At 42.2% G+C, this 24601-nt stretch carries 17 protein-coding genes; 14 read left to right on the top strand and 3 right to left on the bottom strand.

The features are described from left to right. The first annotated feature begins 118 nt into the window (after window positions 1-118). From nifB to acuI, 6 genes are all read left to right on the top strand, one after another. The gene (nifB, locus tag ACVFI8_RS01110) at window positions 119-1459 is read left to right on the top strand and encodes a nitrogenase cofactor biosynthesis protein NifB (protein ID WP_457872788.1); all 1341 of its coding nucleotides are present in this window, start codon (window positions 119-121) and stop codon (window positions 1457-1459) included. Then, a complete protein-coding gene (locus tag ACVFI8_RS01105; protein WP_248715279.1) occupies window positions 1459-1725 on the top strand; it encodes a 4Fe-4S dicluster domain-containing protein in 267 nt (88 codons plus the stop codon). The genes nifB and ACVFI8_RS01105 overlap by 1 nt, the downstream gene beginning before the upstream one ends. Window positions 1726-1735: 10 nt before the next feature. Further along, window positions 1736-2365, top strand: a complete 630-nt coding sequence (locus ACVFI8_RS01100) for a nitrogen fixation protein NifQ (protein WP_457872787.1) — start codon at window positions 1736-1738, stop codon at window positions 2363-2365. A 496-nt stretch (window positions 2366-2861) separates the two neighbouring features. Next, window positions 2862-4985: a methyl-accepting chemotaxis protein gene (locus ACVFI8_RS01095; protein WP_457872786.1), complete on the top strand. Its 2124-nt coding sequence runs from the start codon at window positions 2862-2864 to the stop codon at window positions 4983-4985. Window positions 4986-5472: 487 nt separating this feature from the next. Further along, window positions 5473-6828, top strand: a complete 1356-nt coding sequence (locus tag ACVFI8_RS01090) for a hypothetical protein (RefSeq protein ID WP_457872785.1) — start codon at window positions 5473-5475, stop codon at window positions 6826-6828. Between the two features lie 320 nt (window positions 6829-7148). Then, window positions 7149-8129 (top strand): acrylyl-CoA reductase (NADPH), encoded by a 981-nt coding sequence (gene acuI / locus ACVFI8_RS01085; RefSeq protein WP_457872784.1) that lies wholly within the window; start codon window positions 7149-7151, stop codon window positions 8127-8129. Between the two features lie 129 nt (window positions 8130-8258). Here the strand turns inward: acuI and ACVFI8_RS01080 are convergent, their stop codons facing one another. Next, complete coding sequence (locus tag ACVFI8_RS01080; RefSeq protein ID WP_248715284.1) at window positions 8259-9206, bottom strand: LysR family transcriptional regulator; 948 nt, start codon at window positions 9204-9206, stop codon at window positions 8259-8261. Window positions 9207-9986: 780 nt separating this feature from the next. Here ACVFI8_RS01080 and ACVFI8_RS01075 point away from each other — a divergent pair. Both ACVFI8_RS01075 and ACVFI8_RS01070 read left to right on the top strand, forming a co-directional pair. Continuing rightward, window positions 9987-11852, top strand: coding sequence for a DUF294 nucleotidyltransferase-like domain-containing protein (locus ACVFI8_RS01075; protein WP_457872783.1), 1866 nt, complete (start codon window positions 9987-9989; stop codon window positions 11850-11852). A gap of 10 nt (window positions 11853-11862) precedes the next feature. After that, the gene (locus tag ACVFI8_RS01070) at window positions 11863-12570 is read left to right on the top strand and encodes an exonuclease domain-containing protein (protein ID WP_457872782.1); all 708 of its coding nucleotides are present in this window, start codon (window positions 11863-11865) and stop codon (window positions 12568-12570) included. Window positions 12571-12907: 337 nt separating this feature from the next. Here ACVFI8_RS01070 and ACVFI8_RS01065 read toward each other — a convergent pair whose 3' ends face one another. Continuing rightward, a complete protein-coding gene (locus tag ACVFI8_RS01065) occupies window positions 12908-14680 on the bottom strand; it encodes a sodium:solute symporter family protein (protein WP_248715287.1) in 1773 nt (590 codons plus the stop codon). A gap of 475 nt (window positions 14681-15155) precedes the next feature. Between ACVFI8_RS01065 and ACVFI8_RS01060 the strand changes: the two genes are divergently transcribed. From ACVFI8_RS01060 to ACVFI8_RS01035, 6 genes are all read left to right on the top strand, one after another. Then, entirely contained in the window at window positions 15156-15875 is a 720-nt protein-coding gene (locus tag ACVFI8_RS01060; protein WP_457872781.1) for a FadR/GntR family transcriptional regulator, read from the top strand. 377 nt (window positions 15876-16252) lie between these two features. After that, window positions 16253-16591: a cupin domain-containing protein gene (locus ACVFI8_RS01055; protein WP_248715288.1), complete on the top strand. Its 339-nt coding sequence runs from the start codon at window positions 16253-16255 to the stop codon at window positions 16589-16591. 1452 nt (window positions 16592-18043) lie between these two features. Next, window positions 18044-18892: a polysaccharide lyase family 7 protein gene (locus ACVFI8_RS01050; RefSeq protein WP_457872780.1), complete on the top strand. Its 849-nt coding sequence runs from the start codon at window positions 18044-18046 to the stop codon at window positions 18890-18892. A 271-nt stretch (window positions 18893-19163) separates the two neighbouring features. Further along, window positions 19164-19844, top strand: coding sequence for an oligogalacturonate-specific porin KdgM family protein (locus ACVFI8_RS01045; RefSeq protein ID WP_457872779.1), 681 nt, complete (start codon window positions 19164-19166; stop codon window positions 19842-19844). Between the two features lie 114 nt (window positions 19845-19958). Further along, the gene (locus tag ACVFI8_RS01040; RefSeq protein ID WP_457872778.1) at window positions 19959-20714 is read left to right on the top strand and encodes an SDR family NAD(P)-dependent oxidoreductase; all 756 of its coding nucleotides are present in this window, start codon (window positions 19959-19961) and stop codon (window positions 20712-20714) included. Window positions 20715-21156: 442 nt separating this feature from the next. Beyond that, the gene (locus tag ACVFI8_RS01035) at window positions 21157-21879 is read left to right on the top strand and encodes a FadR/GntR family transcriptional regulator (protein ID WP_248715292.1); all 723 of its coding nucleotides are present in this window, start codon (window positions 21157-21159) and stop codon (window positions 21877-21879) included. Window positions 21880-22453: 574 nt separating this feature from the next. On the opposite strand, the gene ACVFI8_RS01030 is transcribed toward ACVFI8_RS01035, so the two are convergent. Continuing rightward, entirely contained in the window at window positions 22454-24601 is a 2148-nt protein-coding gene (locus tag ACVFI8_RS01030; RefSeq protein WP_457872777.1) for a heparinase II/III domain-containing protein, read from the bottom strand.

Here is a 24601-nt window from a genome sequence, read left to right as displayed (position 1 = left end):
TATATTTACAAAGATTTTTTTTGATTAAGTGTTTGTTTTATAGGGTTTTGTTGTTTGTTCATATTTGGAATGCGCTTTGCAGAGCTAGTAGTAAGTAAACCAGCTTAGGGACACTCTAATGAAGCTAGATAAAATGACTGATGGCAAACAGCCTGACTCCTCACAGCTAAAGGCAGATACGCAAGCGGCTTTGGTTGCCACTCATCCTTGTTTCTCTAAAGAAGGTCACCAGTACGCACGAATTCACTTACCCGTTGCGCCTGCTTGTAATATTCAATGTAATTATTGTAATAGAAAGTTTGACTGCAGCAATGAAACTCGCCCTGGGGTGGTGTCGAAATTGCTATCCCCAGCGATGGCTGCTAGGCGTTTTGTTAAAGTGAAACAGCACGTGCCCGAAACGAAGGTGGTGGGCATTGCCGGTCCGGGTGATCCATTAGCCAATCCTAAAGCAACGATAGCCAGTTTAAAGGCTATCGCTGCAGCAGATCCCGATGTGCATTTGTGTATCTCGACCAACGGTTTAGCGTTGATTGAGCATATAGATAAGTTACTCGAGGTAGGGGTTAAGCACTTAACGATAACCATAAACTGTATTGACGCCGAAATAGGAAAAAATATCTACCCCTGGGTTTACTTTAATCAACAGCGTTTACGCGGGCGAGCAGCTGCTCAAGCTCTGATTGATCAGCAACTATTGGGTTTAGAGGCCGCGATTAACGCTGGCATGTTGGTAAAAGTGAATACCGTATTAATACCTGGGATTAATGATCATCATATTGAGTCTTTAGCGATTGAACTGGGGCGATATGGCGCCTTTATTCATAATATTATGCCGCTGATTTCTGACCCCGCGCACGGTACTTATTTTGGCTTGATGGGGCAAAGAGAACCGAGCAGTGAAATGCTTGGCGCGGCGCGTGAGAAAGCAGGCCAAAGTATGCAGCAAATGACGCATTGTCAGCAATGTAGAGCAGATGCAGTGGGTAAGTTGGGCCAAGATATTGATATTAATAGCCTAGAGAATGTAGAACCAGCCTTACCACCGCAAATTAGGGTTGCCGTTGCTAGTAAAAGCAATCTGCTGGTGGACCAGCATTTTGGTTATGCCACAGAATTTCAGCATTACCTTATTACCGAAAATAGCATTCAAGCCGAAGCTAATTTTAGTTGGCAGCAATATTGCCGGGGTGATGAGCAATGCAACGACGATAAAGCTAATAGAGACTTAAATCAGCTGGCACACTTTGATTTGTTGCTATGCAGCCGAATAGGCCTAGCTCCAAGGCAAGAGTTAGAAGACTTAGGATTGCAGGTCGATACCCATTATGCCTTGCGCGACATATCGGATGCCTTGCGGCAAATTCAGCAACAAATGCAATCAGAGCAAAGCAATCAGCATCATTTATTAGTGGCCAACGCAGCAAATGCTGGATGCGGTGGAAAGGAGTGTAGCTAATGGCATTATCAATTACCCAAGCCTGTATTGGCTGTTTTGCCTGTAAAGAAGTGTGCCCTAAAAATGCGGTGACAGTTGCCGAGCAAGGCTTCATGATCGTTGAGCATCGTTGTGATGAATGTCGTAGCAACACTAATGGACCTCAATGTGGACAAATTTGTCCGGTGGAAACTGCCATTACCGATAATCAGGGGCGGGCGCTTAATCCACCGGGTTCATTAAGTGGTATACCTCAAAAAAGTCATGTTATAGCGATGACAAAATAGGAGCGTTGTTATGAGTAGCACTAACGCTAATGCAAATGCTTACCCCCCTTTTATTAGTCAAAGATGGTTAGGGGCATTAAGTAATATTTTTCAGCCAATATCCGTGGAAAACCGTCGATGGTTTCGTCAGATGAGTATTGCTCAGTTAACTGGCAGCTCCTCGTTACCGCATGGTTTAGGTTTAGATAACGCCAGTTATCTTGAATTAAAACGTGTCATCAATAACAACGAAGTGGAACAGCAAGAGTTATTATGGCTAGAGCCAAGTCATCAACTAATTCGTAAACGGGCTGCGGTATTTGCGGAAGTTTCTGATTTACGCGCCCAAGAACGTAATGAGCTGATCGCTTTACTGATGCAATATGCCAATGATGAAGAACCCTATGCTGTTCAAATGGCGGTTATTATTGCCAGTGCTAGCCTGTCTCAAATTCACTTGTGGCGCAGTTTAGGGTTAAGTAATCGTGCCGAACTAAGTGAACTGATTAGGCATAACTTCCCTAAGCTGCATGCCATGAATACCAAGAACATGCGTTGGAAACGTTTCTTTTATCGGCAACTGTGTGAACAAGGGGGAGATTATATATGCCGGGCACCAAGTTGTGTGGAGTGTAGTAGTTATGCAGAGTGTTTTGTTTAGTTAAATACTGAGTGAAATATTGCGAAGCAAAAAACCAATAAACCCTGTTTATTGGTTTTTTTATGTCCATAGCCTAATAGAGGGTGTTTTATCCAGCTGATATTTGAGTGAAGAGTCAGCGTGTAATAGGTAACAACGTTTTGGCTTCGTCATTGCGTTCTCGATGATATAACAACCAAGATGATAGTTAACTTCTGAAGCCGAAAATGATGGATTTACCCGCTTATAGGAGATGTTTATAAAAATAAGAAGATTGTTACTTTTAGGGGCTAAGTAGAATTAATAAGCGATATGGCTAATAAGTCGTTAATACCTTGTTGCTGATACTCAGCTTGCACCATATTAAACCATCTGTATCACCATCATGGTGAGTCATTTAAATATTTGTTTAGAAAATGTACGCATCTTAGCTTTTTGATGCTTTTTGGGGCCTCATTTTAAGGCATTGTTTTTGCTTATAAAGTCAAAACAACGGGTAAGTAAATGGACTAGATTAATGGAATTAACGAACCAAGAGCGGAATTGGTTACCGATATTTGGTGCGACTGGCAAGCTAGCAATGCGAAAAGCTTGTTGGTTAAATAGACAGCAACAAAATAATTTAAAACAAACTTTTGATAGTATTGCTCAAACAAGAGTTAAGCTTTTGCATGCTTGGGCCGAAACTCAGTGGGATTTCTTACAGGACGCAATGTTTTATCTTGCAACCAAGCCTGTTGGGCAACAGCAAGAGGTGCTAAAACAATTACTGACACGCAATAGCGATTTTTCAGAGTTGTTTATTACTGACTTAAACGGCAAGGTTACTACCAGTAGTTTTCATCAACATGTTGGGGTGAAGATTGTCGACGAACAAGCGCTGAAGTATGGTACCCAACAGCAATTTTTGCATGGCCCATACCAAGACGCTAGAACCTTATCGGTCGGAGCTTCTAGTTCGGCTTTCCATGATGAAGTGACGCTGATGTTTTATCAACCATTTGAAGTTGATGGGGACATTGCTGGCTGCTTATGTGGCAGAGTTCCTAACGATGTGCTGGGAGATCTGATTCAGCGAGAGGCTGGGCATATTTATAGTGAATCAGGCGATAACTATATTTTTATGGTTGATGCCCATTACGATCGTTCCATTCAAGCCGGAACCGCTTTGTCACGCTCCCGGTTTGAAGATAATACTTTTTCGCATGGTGAGAATTTAAAATCAGGTGTTACCACTAAGTGGGGAACGGTAAAAGTTAGTCGTCATACTGAATTTGAAATTCGTTTCACTGATCCTGCGACTAAAAATCTACACCCTGGAGTGCGAGAAACCATAAAGCATGGCAGTAATCTATTTGTTGAGTATCCCGGTTATTCTGATTACCGGCATATCCCTGTTATTGGTAAGGGCGTAACTTTTCAGCTTAAGGGTTCGTTAGACCGCTGGGGAATGATGTGTGAAGCTGATTTAGAAGAAGTTTATCGTCATCGGTCATTAAGCCAAAAGTTAACCAATAAATACGCTGTAAGCCTTATTTCAACGCTGGTTCCGCCGTTTCTAATCGCTCAATACATGCAGTTGTCGATCGGCCAACTAGCGGCTTTAGTTGCGACTTTTTCAGTAATAGGGATGGCTATATTCAATGGGTTGGTGGCTCAACCTATAGCCCAACGTTTACAGCAAATGAGCAAAGTTATTCAAACTATTGCAGAAGGCGATGGCGATTTAAAAAGGCGATTGGACAGTACTAAGTTTCGGCCAGATGAAACAGGAGAGCTAGGGCGCTGGATCAATAGTTTTATTGATAACTTGGAAGGCGTAGTCAGCGGGATCATTTATGCGTCTAACGAAGTGAAGCAAGTCAGTGGTTCTATGTTACGGCGTTGTGGGGTGGTGGACGACTGCACCCAACAAACGTCAAACTCAATCGATTCTTTATTGAGCTTAGCTCACCATCAACAGTCTGAGATTATCAAGGCCACCCAGTCGGCTGAAAGCTTGCAAGATGTGATGCAGGAAATGGTGGCTAACGCTGAGTTGGAATATCAAAGCGCGGTTAAAAATACTCAAGATATTAAGCAGATTGTAGAAGCCTCGGCGAAAAGTGTTAATGATGTAAACAATGAAATGAAACAGATAGAAGACATTGTAAAACTGATTTCTGAGATCACTGAGCAAACCAATTTATTGGCTTTAAATGCCGCCATTGAAGCGGCGCGTGCTGGTGAACATGGTCGAGGTTTTTCAGTTGTCGCCGATGAAGTGAGGAACTTAGCGACCAAAACATCTCAAGCCGCTAATCATATCGGCCAAACAATGGGTAGGTTACGGGTTCAATCAGAAACAGCGGTCAATTATATGGAGCAAGGGGTGAAGAATGTAGATCAAAGCTCTGCACTGTTAGATTCAGGTTCACGCAGTGCTAAGCTTCAACAGGCGGTAGAAAACATGTTTACGACTATTAATGAGCTAGCGGGTAACAGTGTGCAGCACAGCGAAACTGCGCAACAGGCCCAACAAACGACGTCTTCACTAGACCTGTCGTCACAACAGTTAATTCGACGAACAACCTTGGTTAAAAACTCGATTATTCGTTTACATCAATTGGTCGCCCGCTTTGAGGTGTCGAAAGCAGCTTAATACAAGGGCTGCTTTTTAATAAGCACTTTTAAGTTAATAAATTCAAGCTGCTGGTTAGCAGCTTGGCTAGAACTTTCCTGATATCTACATTGGTTTATGCCAAACATCCTCGCTATTTAGCTTACAGACCCAACGACGTCGTTAACCGTTAACTCACACAACTATTGGTCGATTTTACGCAATAGCTAGCGTGAACACGTTCTTGGCTGTGTACTAACTCTCAACAAGTACAACTTCTTCAATTATTCTTTTCTCCTCTTCTTTTGTATTATTTTATCGTGTTTTTACGGATACCTTGATGTCAAGTTAGCGACGATGCTCAGCCTCTCAAAGTTAGCGAAACAGCTACTGCCAATAAGATTAACGTGAGCGAGATCGTTTATTTAGCACACAGCGTTTGACGCTTATATGTGATTATCATTTAATAATACATAACAAGACGGTTCATTTAATGGACGCACACTTAAATATAATGAAAGGGTTAAATATGGACTTTAAACTAACAAAAATAGCAGCGGCGCTAGCAGCGAGTGCATTATTATTTGGTTGTGGTGGTACTTACGATCCGAATGCCGGTACAGGCCCAAATCCCGATCCAGATCCAGATCCGGTTACAGGTCAATATGTTGCTATTACCGATACCTCAGCTGATACTTCTGGTTCTTTCAAATATAGCATTGTCGATGGACACGGTTTCGAACTTGACACGGGTGCCGTAAGTGTTGATGTGATGTACCCAACTAACCAAGACCAAGACTTCTCCATTGGTGTGTATGATGAGAGCAATAGCACTAGCTCTATGCTCGTTGATATTATCCTAAAATCTGATGGACGAATTGTTACAAGACAAAATGGTTCTGCGGATAATACTTTAAGTGTTGAACATACTCCTGGTGAAACGGCGACTTACGCAGTGACTTGGGATGCAGCGACGGCTATTTATACGTTAAGCATTGATGGCACGTCTATCTTAACTGCGCAGCCGTTTAACAATACAGACGCTACCGGTGCAGCTTACTTTGGTGTAAAACTCGGCTCTAATTCTAAAATAGCAGCGGGTATTTCAACCATAGACAATTTAGTTATCTACTCTGACGTAGCAATGACTACAGAAGTGCTAAACGACGACTTTGAAGATTATGATTTAGACTATGACCTAGATGGTGAAGCCTTCTACAGTGCTGTTGAAGCGGTTGTTGCTGGTGAAGATGACGATGGCGGCGAAGAGCCTGGTGATGGTACAAGCTATGATTTTGAAGACCAAACTGTAGGCACTGCTATTAGTGATGTGAGTGGTTGGAGTTCTTCAAATATTGGTGATCAAGAAGCGGGTACTACTAGCGCAGAGATAGCTGAAGACCCAGCTGATGCCGAAGGAAAAGCACTATACATTGCCGATGAAAGTAGCTCAACCAAACCTTCTGCTTGGGTGGCATTCTCTGAGCCTTCTGCTGCGGGTTCGGTTTCTTTAGATGTTTACATCCCTGAAGGCAATGCAAAAACTACCTACATTAATGTTGGTTCAGGTAAAAATAATTCAGACCGCTATTTCGAACTTCGTATTAGCGGTAGCGGTAACTTCCAATACGAAGCTGGTTCTGACGACATTGACTTAGATGGCGATGTTACAATAGGCGAGTGGAATACCGTAGATTTGTCTTGGACTGATGCTGGTATTTTCACTGTGACTCTAAACGATACCGTTGTTGGCGACGGTATTGACCAAGCTGATACAGGTTTAGATTCTGCGAATACTCCATCTCAGGTCACTCTTTACACGGGTGACACGAGCGGTGATGCAAACTACGCATACTTTGACAATATAACGTCAAGCTTGTTCTAGGCGTTAGGTGCCTGGTTATTGGTAATCAACCCGTAGAGGCCGACTTATAAGTCGGCCTTTTTTTATAAACAATTGCTGGTTACACCATCCTAAATTCACACGGTTGACAGACCGTTCTTGTTATCTTGCCAGCAACAGTGTGCGCCTCATTGTGTTGTAATGCTTGCTTTGTACTCCCAATCAGTCATTAAGCCGTCTATATTTTGTATAAATGCGCTTTATGCATGTATTAAATGATAAAAATTCATTTAATACATAGAGCTATAGCGACTACACTCTAGCTATGCAAATCACTTTAGTCAGTTATTCGGAGCGCAATAATGTTTAAGGCACTGGTGTTAGACCAAGTTGAAAAAAGCACAATAGCTAATATTCGCCAACTTAATGATTCTGATTTACCCGAGGGCGATGTTGTTATCTCGGTAAGTTACTCATCGTTAAACTACAAAGATGGTTTAGCCATTACCGGTAAGGGAAAAATAGTCCGTAATTTCCCTATGGTGCCCGGCATTGATCTTACAGGCACGGTAGAACAATCTCATGACCCTCGTTATAAGGTTGGTGACGATGTTGTATTAACCGGTTGGGGTGTTGGTGAAGGACATTGGGGTGGAATGTCCCAAAAAGCCAGTTTAAAAGCCGATTGGTTAGTGCCTTTACCGGCGGGCTTAGATGGCAAGCAAGCCATGATGATTGGCACTGCGGGGTTTACCGCGATGTTATGTGTACAAGCCTTGATAGACGCCGGTATTACACCTGAATCTGGTGAGGTGTTGGTCACCGGTGCGAGTGGTGGCGTGGGGTCGGTAGCGGTATGTTTATTGGCCACCTTAGGTTACAAGGTAGCTGCGGTAACGGGCCGGGTAGAGCAAAATGGTCCATTGCTAACTCAGCTTGGGGCGTCGCAGATTATTGATAGAAGCGTATTTGAAGAACCTGCAAGAGCCTTAGAAAAGCAGTTGTGGGCAGGCGCTGTAGATACCGTAGGTAGCAAGGTTCTCGCAAAGGTCCTAGCGCAAATGGATTACAATGGTGCTGTTGCAGCGTGCGGTTTAGCGGGCGGCTTTGATTTGCCAACCACTGTAATGCCTTTCATTTTACGTAATGTGAGTTTACTTGGTGTTGACTCTGTGAATTGCCCGACTGAAAAACGCATCAAAGCATGGCAAGGTTTAGCCGAGTTATTACCTGCTAGCTATTACCAACAAGCTTGCACCGAAATAGAGTTAGAGCAGGTGACAGGCTACGCCGACGACATTACAAACGGTAAAGTAACTGGCCGGGTAGTCATCAAGCTTTAAGCCTTGGGAAAAAATCGGCCCTGTTGATACCGATAATTTTTATATAACGCTGGCACCGCCAGCGTTTTTTTTACTTAGTTTGGGGCAAATTACGTGGTAGGGACTGGCTCAAGGTTATTCTAGCGGTGTCTAATTTTCCGCTAATCCCATGTCTTGCACGCGTTTGCTAATTAAGCGACTGCATTCTTGCTTAATAATATTACGCAGCCACATGTGGGCAGCCGAATGCTCACAGCGAGGATGCCAGATTAAGGAGTAATCAAACGGTTCAAATTCAAAGGGTAAGGGTTTAATCACTAAGTCATTTTTATCTGCGACTAGATAGGCTAAGTCGGCAGGAACAGTAATAATAACGGGGACTTTGTCAGCGATAGCGGTTGCAGCTTCAAGGTGGTAAGCCCTTAGTAACATTTGAGGCTTGGGATAACTAGCAAGAGCATTGTCGATTAGCGATTTAACCCCATCACTGATCGCAATCATCGCGTGAGGATATTGCAGGTAATCTTTTATCGTTAGTGTTTTTTCGGCTACTGGGTGTTGTTTGGCTACCATACAAAAAACCCCAACTAAACCCAGACTGTCTTTTTGCAAGGGTTTAATGCTTTGAGTTGGCCGGCAAATTGCCATGTCGCAACCATTAAAACTGAGTTGAGAATGGATATTGTCATGTTGAATTGGGGCAAATTCTAACGATATATTTGGCGCTTCTTGATAGATGCGCGGCAAGGCAAAGGGCAAAATGGTTTGCATCGCATAGTCAGTAGTGGCAATCACAAAATGTTGCTGGCAATCTCGAGGTCTAAAATCGTTCGGGCTTAGTGTTTGTTTTAGTGCCTCTAGAGGCGGTGCTAATTGCTCGCAAAGTTCTATCGCTCGCTGTGTAGCCACCAGATGTTGACCTTGGCGTATAAATAAAGGGTCGTTAAGCAGCTCACGTAAACGATTTAGCACTCGACTCATTGCTGATTGGCTTAAATTTAAGCGAGTAGCCGCTTTGCTAACACTGCCTTCTTCCAATAGAATTTTTAACGCGACCAGTAAATTTAGATCTCTGCGATAAATTTCTTCTAATTCCATACTGAAGGGTACTCATATGCTGGGCAGTTAAGGAGAAGCAAATGCTTATAGGGCAACTATAATAATGTAAAAGTACAGGGGCACATAGAATAAAGATTATGGGTAGCCAAGCCTAAATGCTAAGAAAGCACATACTAGACTGTGGCATCAGAGGAGCAAACACTGAAAACTAAATCGCTGCATATTACCGTTGAGTAATTGCAGCAATGATTAAATTTAATAGCAAACAAGGCGGTACACGCTTGTCTTGTTAAGCGCTGTTACTGTATTCGGGAAATCGTTTAAAAGCGATACCCCAGTCGAGTTGCAAGTTCTAAAGCTACTACATATACAGCTATCAGTGCTAGAAATAGTCCTACTAGTATCATATTGTGTTCTCGCGTTTAGTGTCTTTTATTTTGTTTTAATCATGTACGAGTTAGCAATTTGCATTGGTTTTGTCGATCTTATAATTGTTATGTTTGCTGACTTGTAATGCTATTTTACAAGTTAACCAGCTAAGTAATGATCTTACATTTTGGCGACATTTGTAATTGGAATGTGCAAATAATGTGATGCGTTTGGCGGAACATTGACTATTTTGTAATACAGATCATAAAAATGATTACTGCTCAACCGTCCTTTCATATTGTGATAGCTAGCTCAATAAGCGTCATGTTATCAATGGTTAGCGTTAATAGTGTATAAATAAGGAACTATTTTTCTTTAAGTTGACTGTATCTATAGTAATCAAGTGATTAAAAAATATAATACTACTATTATATCGCGTAGGTTGAGCTCATGCCGCAAACACTATTACCAAATATCATAGAATTTCTTTCTCTGATTCATCCCTTTAATTTGCTGCCGCCGGCGGTTCAAAGAGAAGTGGCTGACTCCGTTCAAATAACCTACTTGGCACGCGGTGAACAAATTCACTTCGACGCAGATAACAAACAGTGTTTTTTGTACATTATTCGCACAGGATCGATGGAGCAGCGTAAACCCGATGGGGTCTTACGCTCCAAGCTTGGCCCTGAAGATTTGTTTGGCTTTACATTTCTGGAGCCGCTAAAGGATGCCTTGGATGGTTATAGCGCCACGGCGATTGAAAATACTCTGTTATATATGGTGCCACATGCAGAGCTAATTAAACTGCTCGAGCAATATCCTGAATATGCCGAGAGCTTTGCCTCTCAGGCTCGAGTTCGGCTGCAATCAGCACTAAATGTTGTTTGGTCAGATAACGAAAAAGGGCTATTTTTTAAGAAAGTGTCTGAAGTCGCTAGTGGCACTGTTGCGGTGGTCAATGCTGATATGTCTATTCAGGCGGTGGCCAAAGCAATGCGTGAAGATTGCCGCTCTTCTACTGCGCTAATTAAACAAGACGGTATCATCACTGGGCTCATAACTGATCGGGATATGACAAAACGGGTGATCGGTAAAGGCTACGATATTACTAAACCTATCGCTGATGTGATGACATCGCCAGCAATAACCATAAAACCAAATGACCTTATTTTAACTGCCGCATCATTAATGATGGAGCATAGCGTTAGAAGTTTACCAGTGGTTGACAATAATCAGGTATTAGGCTTGCTAACAACTTCACATTTAGTTCAAAAGCATCGTGTACAAGCAATATTTTTAATTGAAAAAATCAAATATACCGAAAGTGTGGAAGGGTTGGCGCGGTTAACGCCTGAGCGGCAAGCGATCTTTGAAGCTTTAGTTGAAGGGAAGGTGAGGGTAGAGGTTATTGGCAGAGTGATGGCAATGATCATGGACGCGTATAGTCGCCGCCTTATTCAAATGGCAGAGCTAAAACTTGGCGAGGCTCCTTGTAAATATACCTGGGTCGTCGCAGGCTCACACGCTCGTAATGAAGTTCATATGTTGTCAGACCAAGATAGCGCAATCATATTGTCCGATGATGTTTGTGATAAAGACCGTGTGTATTTCACCCATTTGGCGATGTATGTTTGTAATGCTTTAGACGCTTGTGGTTATCCCTTATGTAGCGGAAAGTTTATGGCTGCTACACCCAAGTGGTGTCAGCCACTAAAAGTATGGAAAGAGTATTATCGTAAATGGGTGTCGAACCCAGAATACAGTATGCTGCTAAATGCAACGGTATTTATGGAGGTAAGAGCTATATACGGTGAGTCTAGTTTATCCGAGCTTTTGCAAAGCCATCTATATGGTTTACTGGCAGACAATAAGAACTTCCTTACATCCTTGGTTAATGACTCGGTATCGGTACAGCCACCACTGGGTATATTTAATAATCTCGTATTAGAAAAGGGTGGGGAGCATAGCGAAATGCTTGATATTAAGAAGTATGCGCTGTTACTTATTGTTGATTTAGCGCGCATTTACGGTCTCGCAGTTAATTGTGATGAAACAGGCACTGAGCAACGTTTTAACAATGCTGCCAAACAAAAAATACTCAGCGAAGATTCGCTGAAAGACGTGCTTGGAGCGTATCGCTTCATCACCCAATTACGCTTTCGTCATCAGCTTTCGGCGTTAAAACAAGGACTAGTAGCAAATAACTATATTGCTCCAAATAGTTTTGGCAGTTTTGAACGAAAGCACTTAAAGGATGCATTTCGCATTATTGGTAATTTACAGGACGCAGCAAAACTGCGTTTCAGTGAAAAGTAGGTGCTTTATCATGTTTAAACGCTTTACGCCTCTATATAAGCTAAACAGAGAACGAGAAAAGCAGCTGACTAATATTAGTTTAGCGCCATGCCTGCGCGATGTGTTAAGCCATCCTATCCCCCAAGCGGGGACCCCGTTAGCTGAGCTAGAGTTTTTAGTGTTTGATATCGAAACAACCGGCTTAAATGCCGCGGTAGACAACATCTTGAGTGTTGGATATGTAACCTTAAAACAATCGGTTATTGATCTTAAAAGTGCCAAACACTTTTATGTTAGTAGTCAGCAAAGTGTTAAAGCTGAAACCGCCGTTATTAATCATATCGTTCCTGAGATGTTACAAGATGGGCTTGCTATAGATGAAGTGATGAACCATCTGTTCGCTGCAATGTGCGGTAAAGTATTAGTGGTGCATGGGAGTAGTGTTGAAAAGCAGTTTATTGAGCAATATGTACGACAGCGGTATTTTTGCGAAAGACTACCGCTATTGTGGCTAGACACTTTAACGCTTGAAAAGTCTCTCATTGCCAATGCTAATCATCAAAAAAACGGTGATTATCGTTTAGCTTCAGTAAGAAGTCGTTATGGTTTACCTGAATATAACGCACACAGTGCACTGATTGATGCTATTGCCACCGCAGAGCTATTTATGGCTCAAACTAAGCGAATATTTTCTAATACTCCGCAAGTACTGAATGGTGTTGTTAAGCCACAAGTCTAGTTCTATTTTTAAGCGATTTTCTGTATTCACAACATTGGATTGGGTTAACCATCTTGTTAGTAATTCGCTAAAGGTAGCCATAGCGTAAACGGCGATGTTTACATTTTGCAGGTAATAGAGTACTGGGACGGCGAGTAACCGCGACTGATAAGCCATCATGGTGAGGAATTTAGTATACTGGGTTTGAGGTGGTGTAATTCAGAGAGTGGTCAACATTGCCAGATTAAACGACTGGGGATGTGCATGGTGAATGGGATAAAAAAGCAGTGTTCAAGCCAACACCTCGAACACTGCAAAAGGAATGGTCAGTTCCGGTCTTACTTTAGTTAAGGTCTTACTATGAATCAGACTCTATAGCATCACCCACATTAGGCTTATTGGTAGTATCGGCTTTTATCAGCAATATACCTACAGCCATGATGATGGCGCCACAAAGAACAAACACCATGCGGTCTCCAAAAGTATTAGGCAAGAATACCAGTAGGGTTACGAATCCACCTGCTGCTAAAATCAACTTGCCCAACATGCTACGCTGTTTGTTATCTAACACTTCTTGCTCAGCACTTTCGTTCACTAACGGTGTGTGTAAGTTATTAAAGAACTTATCTACATCTTTAGAACGCTCTTCGCTTAAGCCTTTGTAGAACAATTGAGACACGATAAAGAAGCCACCAGTCAACACAATGTGACCAATCAAAGCGATAGCAACTTTAAGATCTTTCCACTCTCGGTTAGTTAAATCTTGGTCAAGGTTAAAGATGTCTTGAATATGTTCAGGACCAATCACAAAACCTACAACGTAGGATACACATGCGCCTACTAGCAAGGTTCCCCAGCCTGCCCAGTCGGGTGTTTTCTTAATAAAGAAGCCTAAGAATGCTGGAATAGTCATTGGGAAGCCTAACATCGCGCCTGCAAACATCATTGCATCAAATAGGCTTAAGCCTTTTAACGAGTTAATGAATAGCGCGAACAAGATAATAAGAATACCGAACACCGTGGAGGTGATTTTAGATACTGCCACTAACTCGTTTTCTGACGCTTGAGGACGCAATATTGGTTCGTAGAAGTTTTTAACAAAAATACCCGAGTTACGGTTTAGACCTGAATCCATAGAGCTCATTGTAGCGGCAAACATGGCAGCAATTAATAGACCGACCATACCGGCAGGCATATATAGCTCAACAAAGGCTAGATAGGCTGCGTCAGCTGCTTTACTGCCCATTTCTGGGTGCATAGCGGCTAAATCAATCCCTTGCCCTGCCAAGAACCATGGCGGAATAAACCAAATCACGGGACCTAAGGTCATCAAACAACATGCAAGTAACGCGGCCTTTTTTGCATTTTTTGAATCTTTAGCAGCCAAGTAGCGGTAGGAATTTAGCATATTATTAGTAATGCTGAACTGCTTAACAAAGATGAAGAACGCCCAAATCGTTAGAATGCTTACATAATTAAGGTTGTCACCAATCACGAAGTCACGTGGGAATTCTTCTAGAATGTTGCCTACACCACCGGAGTGAATAATCGCAACGATACAACAGGTTACCGTTACAGCCATGATCACGACCATTTGCATAAAGTCAGAAGCAATAACCGCCCATGACCCACCGGTAACTGACATTATCAGTACAACCAATCCCGTTAGGATAATTGTCCAAGTCATATCAAAACCAAAAATACCAGAAGCAATAATCGCCAAACCATTTAGCCAAATACCGGCAGATACCACACTGTTAGGCATACCAGACCAAGTGAAAACTTGTTCATTATGTTTACCAAAGCGCATGCGAATGGCCTGAATCACCGTTACTACACGAAGTTGACGGAATTTAGGTGCAAAGTAGGCATAGTTCATAAAGTAACCAAAGGCATTGGCTACAAAAATAATCGCAACAGCGAGGCCGTCGTTATAGGCTTTACCTGCGGCTCCAGTGAAGGTCCATGCACTAAATTGTGTCATGAAGGCGGTTGCACCCACCATCCACCACAGCATTTTGCCGCCCCCTCTAAAGTAGTCACTGGTATTACTGGTAAATGTTCTGAACATCCAACCAATTGCGATTAAAAAGCAAAAATAAATGAGTACAATAAGGACGTTTAAATCCATCTGTGTAATTCCTCTTCCATAGTAGATAGCGCTACCTTAACAACCACAATGGCAATATTGTATGACATAAGGGGCTAAGTGCGATTTTGATCTCATTTTTATATCTACTCTCGCTGAAAACGTTATCTAGATCGCATCTAAAAACAGCTGAAGCTAAGTATTTACAGAAACTTAATTGAAAATTGAAAATAGATGACTCTCTAAGCCACATTTTGGTTTGTTTAATGATGACGTTTAATTGTAATACATGATTGGTTTTTTTGCGCTTCGTGTGTATTGAAAAAAGCTGTAAATAAGACCCGTTTATGCCACGGGTGTAATAAAAAAAATACAGTTATATCAGAATGATAAATGGTTTCTCATGAAGTGCTAATGAAAATCTGTTAGGGTAAGAGCACTAAAAGAGTGCTGAATTTTTTATCCCGCACTAGGTTAATATCTATGGTTTATTTCATAGGAAAGTAAAGGAACACCTATGTCTAATGAATTTGCAATAATAGAAGGCGCTTCTCGCAGTTTACACCTTCAAGTCGCGAGAGAAATTGCCAAAAGTATTTTATCTGGGGCTTTGCCGCAAGAGAGTATTATTCCTTCAGAGATGGAACTATGTGAGCAGTTTGGTGTTAGTCGAACGGCATTGCGTGAGGCAATCAAGCACCTTAGCTCAAAAGGATTACTAGAATCTAGGCCGAAAATAGGCACCCGTGTTAAGAGCAGAGAGCATTGGAACATGCTTGATTCACAGCTATTAGGGTGGATGGCAGGCATTGGCGATTTACAAGATACTTTGGCTGAGTTCTTGGCGTTACGCCGCGCCATTGAGCCCGAAGCTGCAGCGTTAGCTGCGATAAATGCTACTGCTGAGCAGCGCGTTTTACTGTCGGAATATTTTCAAAAGATGTTAGCGATTGCTAAGGGAGATGATTCTTCAGAATGGGTCGAGGTCGATTTGCAGTTTCATCGGTTAATCTATCTTGCCACCGGAAATAATTTTTATATTCCTTTTGCTAACGTACTCCAAGTTATGTTCATCGGATTCTTTAAACACTCTTCAAAAGAAGGTGGTACCTGCATTGAAGAGCATACTGCTATTTACCAGGCAATAATGGCTGGTGATGCAAATAAGGCCAGAGAAGCGAACTTAGCATTACTAAACAATAGTAATCACCGATTACCTGCAGAAGATGTTGCTTAAACGCCATTCGTGAGCACATAAAAAAACCTCGCCATGCGAGGTTTTTTTATGTTTATAGATGTAAGCCATTCTCTGGCCAATATCGTATAGCAACTTGGCCATTGCCATAGGCTTATTTGTCTGACATATAGCGTTCACTCATGAATGCAACCTGGCCTTCTTAAATAATTTCAAGTTTTTCAATTACGATAATTGTTAGCCGATTGCTGTTAATTCTTTAGTTAATGTCTAAATAAACTTAAATTCAATTAGCTATTGAAATTTATGCTCACAAGGTTTATATGTATTATTATATAATATTTATTTTATGTTTGTTTTAGTGAAAGCTCGGTTTCACTATTACTGGCGAGAAACCATAAATCAATGGAATGGAAATTATGTATAGTGGTACTTTTTTTAGTTCGGAAGATACACCTTGGGAAGATTTAGGCGAGGGAATTAAACGGAAAATAGTGGGCTTTACCGATACCTTAATGGTGGTGCATGTTTGCTTTGCAAAGGGGGCTATAGGCACAGCACATAGCCATGAACTTCATGACCAAATAGCCTATGTCGCAGCGGGAAGCTTCGAAGCTGAGGTTGATGGTGAAAAGCAGACGCTACAAGTTGGTGACGCCTTTATTGCGCGCAAACATTCTAAGCACGGCGCTGTTGCTTTGGAAGAAAACAGTGTTTTAATCGATACATTTTCTCCACCAAGGGCTGACTTCTTATAGGGATGGGCTAAAGAGGTTAATCCTGCCTTAATAATGTGGCAGTAGCGGTCTAACCTCTAATGGCTTAGCCAACTAATGGGCCATGTTTACATTAAGCTATGCTTAAGACCTGTTGCGCGAACGGCCCGTATATATCACTGGCTCACTGTCGCAGTGGCTTAAACATGAACCATTGAGTTAATCTGCTGAATCCTTCTTTTTTAGTAGCGTCATTATGTCGATTAACACTAGGCAAACTATAATAAACGCTAGAAACACGCCTATATGTATCATGGTTTTTCTCCTTCGCTTGCTTTTCCCTTGTCAATCACAGTGATTGAAATTAATTTTATTTATCGTTTATCATTAAATAATGAATGTTTTGTAGTGATGTGTAAACAAGTGTTTAATCCTATTTGCTGTTTTTGTGAGCGCTGCTGAATGATAGGTACTTTATCGTCAACACAATGAGGTCATGATTACAGCTCTAGAATGGTTAGTGGCTTAAGCTAAGTCACTAACCAATTTAATTTTTAGTTATAATATTACAATTTATGTGATCGGAATAAGTATTCGTCTGTGAGTCTGGTCTTGTTTTTCTGCTACTCTAAAGTCCACTAACCATTCTTGCGGTACTCAATTCTTGTCATTTGGCTGTTTAACTGCAGTATAGTTAACCACTCTGATATGACAGGCTTTATAAAAATTGTCTGACAGTATTGGCCGTGATTCTTGCCGCCTGGCTTGTATTATGACGACTTATGTTTCAGATAATCTGAGCACTTTTAGTGGGGGCGTGCCAGACAGCTGGGGCCCTAAAATTAGACTTATTACCTATTTCAACATTGTTACCGCCTATGCCTTGGCTGCACTTGCAATAGCCCACAGAGAGCCCTAGAGCTCATTATCGATAACAAAGCACTGCCTTTATTGATGGTATGACCAAGCGTGTTACTGCTATTAGCTTCAACGTGGAAAATGCAAATATGATTTCTATATCACCTATAACGGGTAATGGTGAGAAGCGGCAATTGAACATGGTTGTCTGTTGTTAGTGGTGATCCTCTGGTTTGGGAGGGCAAATACCCAACAGTGTTTGTTGTGGCAAAATAAGCGCCACAAGATGTCACAATCAGCGTACTTAAATCATTCATTTGTGACTCAGTTCATATTGGTAGTAATGTAATACAAATAATTCTAGCCTTTATCGTTTCAAGGATTAAAATATAGTTGATTGGGCTGCTCAGCTATGTCACTGACAGCTCAATCAAAAATTGAATGTTCTGATTTTGAATTTCATAAAGCTTAAATAGAAAATGGAAACGTCGCCGACCAGCGTTTTGAGATACTTGAAGCTAATTTGTCTGAGGGTATACATTCCAAACATTGTGAGTTCATTGTTCATAGCCTTTCAGTTTTTCCTAGTTGGTTTACGCATTGCTTAGGCAGTGCGTTTTTTTTGGGAGTTCTAAAATGACAAATAATAATGTAGCTCACCTTGTAATGCTTACCGTAACGCTGGGCTTGTTAGCTGGGTGCGGTTCAGGCTCTGACAATTCGGTTGTTTTGCCGCCGGTTGACCCTGATAGTTCATGGGCCTTAAGTCAATGGAAATTAACCCTGCCAGAAAGTAAAGACAGCTACTTTGGTAGCGGGGGAAGCGGAGCCGCAGAGGTAATTCCCGGTGGTTGTAGCCTTGATGGTAGCTCTCTGAATGAAGATTTGTCTAATGACTATTTTTGGGTAACCGAGGATGCGCTTCATTTTCGAGTACCTCTAAATGGTGGTGTTTCTACGCCGAATTCTAGTTATCTGCGCTCAGAGTTGAGAGAGTTATTTACATGGTCTCCTTGTGAAAGTAATGGTGATGCAGCGAGCACTTGGCCTGTTAGCGGGCAGCATCAGTTGTCTGCGGTGCTACAAATTGACGACTACGTGGCGAACACCCGACCAAAAGTCGTCGTCGGGCAGATACACGCATTAGATGTTGACCAAGCTTTGGTTAAACTATTGTGGGAAGGTTATGACAGGCCTGTACGAGTAATTTTAAATCAACAACCAGGAAAAGACAGTGCTTTTAGTGTCGACTTAGGCGTGGTGAATACTGATTATTGGAGTTATGACATTACCATGACAGCGACCGGTGTGATAGTTACCGCAGGGGGGGTCAGCCAAACGCTGAAATTCAATGGTGTCGATTTAAGTACGGATTGGTTAGCGCTGCAGTATTACTTTAAAGCGGGGCTATATCCCCAAGTGGACAAAAACAATGGTGGTGTTTTTGAAGCCAGCTTTCGACAAGTGGTCATAAACCATCAATGACCCCAAAACACCGTTTTTAGCACTAATTTTATGTGAATAACCAGCATTATTGCTGGTTTATTTGAATATAGTCCCACTGGCATTTATCTCTTCACCAAATGTTTGCTCTGTAATATAGGGCTTAACTGGGATTTCGCGTTGAAAATTCGTGATCTTAAGCAATCTTTAACTAATTGCTTGATGAGTGATCACAAAACCATCAAAAAAAAGTTGGACTCGCCTGTAAATAGTATTGTAATACAATTGATAATTACTAAATATAGAGAGAAATATGAAACCTAATAGCCTAGTTTTGTTGGTCGCTAGTCTTGGCTTCGTCAGCGCCAATGCAGCAGCTACTTCGGTAGACTTTCGTCACGAATACAAAAGTGACACAAAGCAACATGCTAGCCGAGTGAAAATGGCTCACACCTTTGACAACAATTTTGCTTTAGCGCTAGAGCTGAAATTTAAAGGTGAAGAGGGCAAGTTCATGGAAGATTTACAGTCAAACGGATCAGAAATAGATCTCGGTTACCGTTACAAAATTAATGACCAGTGGGCACTAATTCCTGGCATGCCTATTGAGTTTAGTGACGCCGGCACGACTTATAAGCCGCAATTACGTCTTACCTATACCCCTGAGAATCTAAGTGGCTTCTCGCTTAGTGGGCGTTACCGTTTAGATATAAAGCCTAGCGAAGATATCAATAAGTATCGCCATCGTTATACCGCTAATATAGCGTATAAATATCAACAGTGGGCCTTTGGTCTAGAGGGCAACTATTATTATTCAGATAACCCTGAGTATCTGCTGTTTGACAATGGCCGCACCAATTACGAAAACAACTTTACCGTTCATTACTCAATGGGGGATTGGACACCGTGGTTGGAGTTTGGTGACGTTTCTGTATCGAGTAACTCTAGCCAAAGAGAGCTTAGAAGCCGCATTGGTTTACGTTACAGTTTTTAAAATGTGATCTAGGTATTTGTAATACAATAAATAGTTTTATAATCTTATTATATGATTAAAAGGGCTTACTCTTTTAATTGAGATCACTATAAACTAATCAATGAGAGCATAAATATGGCTAATAAAATCGCATTAATCACCGGTGCAACCGGTGGTATCGGCTTCCAAGTGGCTAAACGCTTAGGTCAAGAAGGTTATACCGTTATACTAAATGGTATTGAAGACGATCGGGGAGCCGAGCGTGTTGCTCAGCTGACCGCTGCGGGTATTGAAGCGGAGTACTATGGCTTTGATGTGACCGACGATGCTGCTGTGGCAGAAAACGTGACTAAAATTGGTGAAAAATTCGGTAAAATTGATGTCGTAGTGAACAATGCTGGAGGTCTAGGCGGCCGCAGCCCTATGGAAGAAATGACCACTGAATTCTACCGGTTCGTGATGGCGCTTAATTTAGACAGTGCCTTTTTCGTGTCGCGCGCCGCCATTCCATTTTTAAAGAAAGCTGAAAATGCGTCAATCATTAACTTTACATCAAATGCAGCTTGGAATGCCGGTGGTCCTGGTGCAGGAATATACGGTGTTTCTAAGGGTGCAGTTCACACCTTAACGCGTGCTTTAGCTAAGGAATTAGCGCCAGCGGGCATTCGTGTTAATGCTGTGTCGCCCGGTACCATTGACACGCCATTTCACGCTCAAATAAAAGAAAGTAAACCCGAAGTATTCGCTTCATGGAAAGACAGTATCATGCTCGGTCGTTTAGGCCAACCCGAAGAAGTTGCCTCTACGATTGCTTTTTTGGTCAGTGACAACGCTTCTTTTATCACTGCTGAAACGGTTCAAATCGGAGGCGGACAAGCCTTAGGTATCTAGGCATTTAGTTGCTTGGGCGGCTAGAAACGCTATTAATAGTAATCCTTGCCAGTTCTAAAAGACCACACAGTAAACGGTGTGGTCTTTTTGTTTTTAAGACTGAAGTTTGGCTCGGTGGTCACAAAGTAGAATGCACTGCTATGTTTGTGCTTGATTGACCGCTATATACAACCTGATTTATGTTCTAACAGTAAACATATTGTAATATCTTTCATTAATTTCTCGCAGCTTTCAAGGTAAAGCAATATTGATTATCTTTCTAATGGACGGCCTTTGAATAGGGCCTTAAGTGTTATAAATAAAGCGATCAAGCCAGCAATTGCTAGCTTTTTTTGTTTATGATAGCGAGCAAATCAGGTAGGATTAATAATACTTAATGAGTAGCAGTAATCCCAGATTGATTAGTCTGGGATTACTAATATTTATTTTTTAGGGTTTTTTCATGTCTAATGAATTCGATTTAATCAAAGGTTCTTCCCGTAGCCTTCATTTACAAGTTGCCAGAGATATTGCTCGTGGCATTCTATCCGGCCAATTACCGCAAGGAAGTATCATTCCAGGTGAGTTAGACCTTTGCGAGCAGTTTGGGGTGAGTAGAACGGCCTTAAGAGAAGCTATTAAATTATTGAACTCGAAAGGTCTGCTCGAATCTCGTCCAAAAATCGGCACTAGAGTAAGAGACCGCGAATATTGGAATTTTCTCGATTCCCAATTATTAGATTGGATGATGGGCTTAGAAAATACCGAGCGCTCATATCAAGAATTTTTGGCGCTACGACGGGCAATTGAACCTGAAGCTGCAGCGTTAGCAGCTAGAAATGCCACGGCTGAGCAGCGCATGTTGTTATCTGAAGTTTTCCAGAAGATGGCTGACGTAGCGAGCGGTAAAGATGTTACTCACCAGTGGACCGATGTTGACATGGAGTTCCACCGGTTGGTTTTCCTCTCTACCGGCAATAGTTTCTATATTCCTTTCGCGAACGTATTACGTACTATGTTTGTGGGCTTTATTGACCATTCATCTAAAGAGGGTGGCACCTGTATTGAAGAACATAAAGCTATCTATGATGCGATAATGATAGGCAATGCCGACAAAGCACGTGAAGCAAACTTAGCGTTACTTAATAATAGCAATCACCGTTTGCCTTCAAATAATGCTGCATAGTTATAGTTAATCGCTCCATTCCCCCCATCTCAATGCCGAACTCACTCTGTGATTTCGGCATCTATTTGTTGCCAACTTTGTAACGCTTGTACTTTCGGTTTTGGCTAGTTGGCCAGAATAACCTGCTTAATACGGTGAAATAATGTCGGTGTTACTCACAACATTAATCGAATATTGTTCGTGGCGTACATTGTCGTTCACCTAACACACTCGATGACTAAACCCACACCGATAATGCCCCTTGTCAGTGCTGTTTGGAAATCTGCAGCCACTAAGATAGCTAAACGACTTAGTCTTATTGCGGCTGATTTTGTGGAGTAGGGTATTGTTACTTGTTGACGATGTACCAACACCTTCCTGCCCATCATGGCACCGTCTGCAGGGGCGAAATGTCGAGTGCTATTGGCGAAGTGTCGAGAGCTATTTACAGTAGCCTTAAGAAACACGATATGACATACAAGTAGATGTGAATGACCGCTAAGTATTGTTTGCCAATGATTTGAGACTTAGGTTTGCTGATTATTAAACACAAAAAAGCCCCGCGATGCGGGGCCAAATAAATAAGCCAGCAAGCTTATTTCACTAGTATAGGACCACTCCAGCGAAGCGTTTCACCATTAAGCTCTAATTGGTGTTGGGTCGCCTCTTGTACGTTGGCTTGGTTAGATACACAAACCAAAATTTGCTTTCCTGACAGCAAATGAATAGCTACTGCCGATGCTACTTTGTTATGTGCCAATACTTCTACAGATGCAACTTGTCCACGCGCATCGGTGCTTGCTTCAATTGCTTCATTGAAATAACCGTGCGTTTCAAAAACGTTTGCGAATAGATGTGATTTACCCTGTTGACGTAATATCAAAACAGGTTCGCTGCGTAAGTTGAAGTCTGGGTCATTAGCGCCAGTGCGCGCCATAATCACTTGGCTATTGTCTACTGCTGAACTAATCATTGAGTAGTAACTGTTGCCTTGCAACCAAGTGACTAAGCTAGAACCGCTTACTTCTGCGCTAGCTTGGTTCCACAAATGCTGGTAACCATTACTATCACCTAGGGGTTTTAAGCGGGCGTTACATTCGTAGTTAAAGTCGCTGCGAATAAACTGACCTGAATAATGTAAGGTGTAATCGTAGTTGTGCTGTTCTTCGCTGACTAAGCGAAATAAATCTAGCACTAATGGTTTGGCGAAACCTTCAGCTTCAAACATAATCACACTGCGCTGCTGGTCTACCCCTGGGTAGTAGTTTCGTACTATCGCACTCATGGCCTGTAGCTTGCTGTCGCCGGTAACGAAGAAGTGTTTCTCGCCCCATTTTTCTTCGGCGGTGGCGGTATCGCCTTGGTTTTGGCTTTGAAAATCAACCACTACAGTGTTGTGAGCAATAGTTTGCTTGGCGTAGCTTTTGTTTTCAGGGATGTATCGACCACCAAACTTAGGCTCAACATTTACCCAGCGACCAAAGCCGTAATCATGCAGGACTTCTTGGCCACGGTTGAATAGGTTGAAATGCAAACCATCGAAGTGCCCATGGTCTAGCGCAGAGTGCAATTTGTGGTCACTGCCATGTTGGCCAAACCACAATAGTGCCATGCTGTCGTCTTGTGTTGCATCGCGGTGACGCAAAATAGCTACGCCGCCACGGTCGCCTTCGGCGCCATCGCTGAGTATTAAGCTGCCCCAGTTAAAGCCACCAATGTTGTCGGCGTTGTCACTGGCTTCAGACAAACTTGCACCTGAGGCATGAACCCATACTTTAGCTTGATGTTTGGCCATTGCTACTAGGTTGGCATCACGTTGATAGCGGCTAAAACACATGCTGGTAGCGATTAAGATACCCTCGTCGTTGATGTCCATGGTTTTAGATGAATCATTTAACGCTGGTAATACACCATTTGGAAAGGCTGTCGCCATTACAGCATAGGTGGTGGTTTTAATTACTTGGTCTTTAAGCTGGTAAATGCCTATTTCTGGTTGGCGACGCTCAATAGCTTCGGCAAATAAGAAAATAGGGCGCAGTGAGAAACGGTGATAATACGGGCCTTCCATGTAATAGCCGTCTGGCGAAAACAGTTGAGTAAGTTGAGCAATAAAGCCACCGCTTACACTGTCGCCTTTTAAGCCATACATTGCTTTGTCTACACTGGCTTGGTCTTGAATGGCATAACCACAAATGCCTACACCTGCAACAGCCCATAAACCATGGTTGTGTACAATGTCGAAATCATGCGCATATACATCAACAAATAGCTCAATCATTAGTTTGAACAGATCGTTTTCGATCAGTGTTTGTTCGTCAGCAGGCAGTTTATGGCGAATACACGAATAAGCACATGAGGCATACAACATCCACATGTTCTCGTTCAGCGTTTGGTGGAATAAACGCCCAGGAGGATTTGAATCTCGGCTAGTGTTTAGTTCTAAAGTAGGGTACACCTTGGCATATTCAACCAACATGCTACGCGCATAATCAAGGTAGCGTTGGTCTTCGGTAATCAAGTACAAACGGCCCGCTAAATCCAAGTGGATGTAGTTTTGCTTGTGGCGGTTGTGTTCGTAACCGCCAGCTTCACCGTGGCCTGGGATCTCAATGCCAATAGGCATGTAAGCTTCTAAAGCGGCCACTTCGGCTGCAATCGATTGGCCGATTAGCGTGTCGGTATTTAGGTGCTTAGCGAGCTCTTTTGCTTCTTCAAAGCTGATCAATAAGGGTTGGTAAGTCAT

The sequence above is a fragment of the Agarivorans sp. MS3-6 genome (assembly GCF_054112545.1).
Note: the sequence above shows the minus strand (reverse complement) of the source record. Positions and strands in the feature narration are given on the sequence as shown.

Bases quoted from the DNA above. Each gene is read 5' to 3' on its own strand.
- ACVFI8_RS01070 (WP_457872782.1), top strand. From the start codon at position 11,863: ATGTTTAAACGCTTTACGCCTCTATATAAGCTAAACAGAGAACGAGAA.
- ACVFI8_RS01100 (WP_457872787.1), top strand. From the start codon at position 1,736: ATGAGTAGCACTAACGCTAATGCAAATGCTTACCCCCCTTTTATTAGT.
- nifB (WP_457872788.1), top strand. From the start codon at position 119: ATGAAGCTAGATAAAATGACTGATGGCAAACAGCCTGACTCCTCACAG.
- ACVFI8_RS01055 (WP_248715288.1), top strand. From the start codon at position 16,253: ATGTATAGTGGTACTTTTTTTAGTTCGGAAGATACACCTTGGGAAGAT.
- ACVFI8_RS01105 (WP_248715279.1), top strand. From the start codon at position 1,459: ATGGCATTATCAATTACCCAAGCCTGTATTGGCTGTTTTGCCTGTAAA.
- ACVFI8_RS01075 (WP_457872783.1), top strand. From the start codon at position 9,987: ATGCCGCAAACACTATTACCAAATATCATAGAATTTCTTTCTCTGATT.
- ACVFI8_RS01080 (WP_248715284.1), bottom strand. From the start codon at position 9,206: ATGGAATTAGAAGAAATTTATCGCAGAGATCTAAATTTACTGGTCGCG.
- ACVFI8_RS01065 (WP_248715287.1), bottom strand. From the start codon at position 14,680: ATGGATTTAAACGTCCTTATTGTACTCATTTATTTTTGCTTTTTAATC.
- ACVFI8_RS01095 (WP_457872786.1), top strand. From the start codon at position 2,862: ATGGAATTAACGAACCAAGAGCGGAATTGGTTACCGATATTTGGTGCG.
- ACVFI8_RS01060 (WP_457872781.1), top strand. From the start codon at position 15,156: ATGTCTAATGAATTTGCAATAATAGAAGGCGCTTCTCGCAGTTTACAC.
- ACVFI8_RS01040 (WP_457872778.1), top strand. From the start codon at position 19,959: ATGGCTAATAAAATCGCATTAATCACCGGTGCAACCGGTGGTATCGGC.
- ACVFI8_RS01030 (WP_457872777.1), bottom strand. From the start codon at position 24,601: ATGACTTACCAACCCTTATTGATCAGCTTTGAAGAAGCAAAAGAGCTC.
- acuI (WP_457872784.1), top strand. From the start codon at position 7,149: ATGTTTAAGGCACTGGTGTTAGACCAAGTTGAAAAAAGCACAATAGCT.
- ACVFI8_RS01050 (WP_457872780.1), top strand. From the start codon at position 18,044: ATGACAAATAATAATGTAGCTCACCTTGTAATGCTTACCGTAACGCTG.
- ACVFI8_RS01035 (WP_248715292.1), top strand. From the start codon at position 21,157: ATGTCTAATGAATTCGATTTAATCAAAGGTTCTTCCCGTAGCCTTCAT.
- ACVFI8_RS01090 (WP_457872785.1), top strand. From the start codon at position 5,473: ATGGACTTTAAACTAACAAAAATAGCAGCGGCGCTAGCAGCGAGTGCA.
- ACVFI8_RS01045 (WP_457872779.1), top strand. From the start codon at position 19,164: ATGAAACCTAATAGCCTAGTTTTGTTGGTCGCTAGTCTTGGCTTCGTC.